At 41.8% G+C, this 3209-nt stretch carries 4 protein-coding genes; 3 read left to right on the plus strand and 1 reads right to left on the minus strand.

Annotated features, from left to right (window positions below; translation table 11 throughout):
- On the plus strand, positions 1–454 hold a 454-nt coding region (locus V5G28_RS24955), incomplete at its 5' end, for an IS4 family transposase (protein WP_336231326.1).
- Positions 455–677: 223 nt separating this feature from the next.
- Here the strand turns inward: V5G28_RS24955 and V5G28_RS24960 are convergent.
- Positions 678–1109, minus strand: coding sequence for a helix-turn-helix domain-containing protein (locus V5G28_RS24960; RefSeq protein WP_336231327.1), 432 nt, complete (start codon positions 1107–1109; stop codon positions 678–680).
- 405 nt (positions 1110–1514) lie between these two features.
- Here V5G28_RS24960 and V5G28_RS24965 point away from each other — a divergent pair, with 405 nt between their 5' ends.
- Both V5G28_RS24965 and V5G28_RS24970 read left to right on the plus strand, forming a co-directional pair.
- Positions 1515–2513: a hypothetical protein gene (locus V5G28_RS24965; RefSeq protein WP_336231328.1), complete on the plus strand. Its 999-nt coding sequence runs from the start codon at positions 1515–1517 to the stop codon at positions 2511–2513.
- A 277-nt stretch (positions 2514–2790) separates the two neighbouring features.
- Positions 2791–3209 (plus strand): helix-turn-helix domain-containing protein (locus tag V5G28_RS24970; RefSeq protein ID WP_336231329.1); only part of this gene is annotated, 419 nt, incomplete at its 3' end.

Consider the following 3209-nt stretch of genomic DNA (forward strand, 5'->3'; position numbering starts at 1 on the left):
TGTGACTGATGCTTGTGACGCCTTGATACAACTCGATTGGTACAGCACACGTTGGTTAATTGAGGAATATCACAAGTGTCTTAAAACTGGTTGCGCTCTGGAAAAGCGTCAACTCGAACAAGCTACTTCTTTGGTGACATTACTTGGCTTTTTTGCGATTGTGGCTGTGCGATTGCTACAGCTACGTTCCCTAAGCCGCACTCATCCTAATGCCAAAGCTTCTTTTTTTGTGCCAAAAGTCATGTTACAAGTTCTCGTCGCCCGCTTGCGCTTGTCTTCCCCTGAACTCACCCTTGCCGAGTTTTGGGTGGCGATCGCTCGTCTTGGTGGTTTTTTAGCACGCAAAGCAGATGGTCTTCCTGGTTGGCAAACTTTATGGCGAGGTTGGATGCGATTACAAGATATGTGCTGGGGGGCTGATTTTGCCACCCAGTCACTACAAAGATGTTGGTAATGACAAGCGCTTAAAAGCATGGAGGAATAAAAATGCGGATCATCGTATTTAAAACCCCCGGATTTATCCGTGGGGTATTCTGAATTCTGACTCCTTTTTAGATTTTTCTGTCACTAAATATAAGTTTTCTGAAAAAAATAATATTATTTAATAAATGAATTTTTGTAGATTTTTAAAGTGTATTCACAAAGGTATTGATCCAATAACTGCAGCAATAATTCACTCACGCTCGCTTAGCTAAAAACGCCACACTGGTAGAAATTATATCTGCAATATCTAGTGGATCAAGTGAATAAATCTTTGCTAAAACCTCTTTTTTAATCATCTCAGAACTTAGGGTTTTGCCGCTTTTTACTTTCTCTAATGGTTTTCTCTCCAAACCTTGACAGTACTCTGAGAGAGAAATTTCTCCATGTAAGTAAAGTTGGAGCATTTTACTATCTCCACCGCTTAGCTTCGCCAATCGTTGAAAGTTTTTGGAGTCAGTTTCCGGAATAGTTTTACCCTTCAACCACCGATACACAGTTGAGAAATCTACACCAATGGCTTCGGCTAAAGTAGTTTGAGTCCAACCGTCTTTTAGTAGCTGCTCAACTAATTGAGCCAGCCGATCTTGGCGTTCCTGCATGGTAGAAGACCCGGAATCATGAGTCATAAAAGTTACTTTTGGGGTCATACTTACGTAAACTACTTTAGTCGTTGTTCCACTGTGTCCTAAACTTCCGCACAAGGGTACGGCTAGAATCAGACATTTTAAACTTTCATCGTTAATCCTAATGTAACTACTTTAGAACCAAAACTCCCACATTTACAAGGGTTTGAGGAACTTATTACAAAAGGCTTGACCATAAATACCTTTTTTTGTCTGTTTTATGGATTACAAATTTAAATATTAAGAAATTTTAACTATTAGTATCATCAATCTTGCATTATGCAAGGCTTAATATTGCATAGTGCAAATCTACCTGATGTGTATAAAAGCATCAGTCAAGAATGGAGCATTTAGATAACTTTCATACAATCAAAGACTCTCAACCTTGTCGGGGGAGAAAACATATCAATGTCGTCCTCTAACTCTACTGTTGATTTGGACACACTTAACCCTACTCTCACTTACGGCAGTGAACAAGTAGAGTTAAGTCAGAACTGCAAGCAAAATAAGACCAAGACCAGTGGTCAAAACCTATTGAGCGTAGAAAACACCCTCAACAAGACTGAGGCACTAGAACTCAGGAGGTTGGAAGCTACAGTAGAACGTTGTTTAAAAGCGTTTTGGGAGATAGGACAAGCTTTATGTCAGATTCGAGATAAACGCTTGTATCGGGAGAGTTACAAAACATTTGAAGAGTATTGTATCACTCGCTGGGAGATGTCCCGGCGCTCGGCGTATCAGTTGATTGAGGCAGCTAGCGTTTATGAAAATGTGCGCCATGGCGCACAAATTCTTCCCGCCAATGAGCGCCAAGCCCGTCCTCTAACAGCACTTCCTCCCGAACAACAACGAGAAGCTTGGGCTAAAGCAGTTTCTACAGCTCCAAGTGGCAAAGTCACAGCTGTTCACGTTGCCCAAGTTGCAAGAGAATATCAAAAAGCAAGTGAGTTAACTACACTCAAAAAACAGAAAACTCTTGACCAACAAAAACAATCAACTAATAACTCTACACCGTCAATTATCCGGATCTGTTGGAATTGCTCTCATTGCAGCCGAGAGTACCTCGATGATCCCCAAACCTTTTATTGCTATCAGTTGGGGAAATTGAGCTTTATCGAAAAAGATGGTAATCAACGAGGAGCCAAATGCGAATTCTGGACTGAGCGAGGGGCACAGTCAGATGAAATCAAAAAGGCTCGCTCACCCTTAGGAGAAAGCTTTACCCTAACTCTACAGCTTCCCGCCCACTTGCTACCGCTGATACAAGACGCTGCCAAAGAGTCTGGTTTGGCTGTAGTAGACTGGGCAGCAAAGCTTTTAGAAGAGGCAGTTTCCAGAAGGAATGCTGCTCATAATACGCAGATTTATCAAGATTTTATCGATATTCCAGCGTCAGAAGTTGCGTAATTTTAGGTGACGAGGGTAGCACAGCGAGAGTAGGGGCTTGTTGAATGCTAGGGCTATGCATTTTTTTGCATACTTATGGAGCACAGCTTCTAGAAGAGTTAGGTATTTGATTAGCTAAACACAGTGTCGCACAAGCTTTGTACTTACCGTCATATGGCGATAGAAATTTTGCTGTCTACTTTTTTATGAAAAATTATATTGTTCTGGCTACGTTTTTAATACCAATTCTCTATGAAGATGCACTAAATTAGTAGAAGCAGAAACAGGGTGTAAAGTTATGGGAAATAGCTTTCAAGTCGAAGTATCCGAGAGCCGAGAACAACTACAACACCGATTGCGCCATGCGGTAACAGCGACAACCAAAGAAAGGCTACAGATGCTCTACTGGATCAAGACTAAGGCGATCGCAACAAGACAGGAACTGTCGCAGCGGCTAGAACGGGATGAATCAACTGTATATCGGTGGTTGCAACGGTATAAGCAAGGCGGGATTGATGAATTGCTTGAAGTCAAAACTCCTCCAGGCAAGTCAGGTTTAATACCAACGAAAGTAATGAGCCAACTGACAGAACGTCTGAGCCAACCTGAAGGATTCAAGAGCTACAGCCAAATCCAGGAGTGGCTTACTCAAGAATGCCAGATTGTAGCTGCATACAAAACTGTACACGCTCATTGTGCGTTACAAACTCAATGCTA

This window comes from Scytonema sp. PRP1 (genome assembly GCF_036697665.2).
Lineage (GTDB): Bacteria > Cyanobacteriota > Cyanobacteriia > Cyanobacteriales > Nostocaceae > Kalymmatonema > Kalymmatonema gypsitolerans.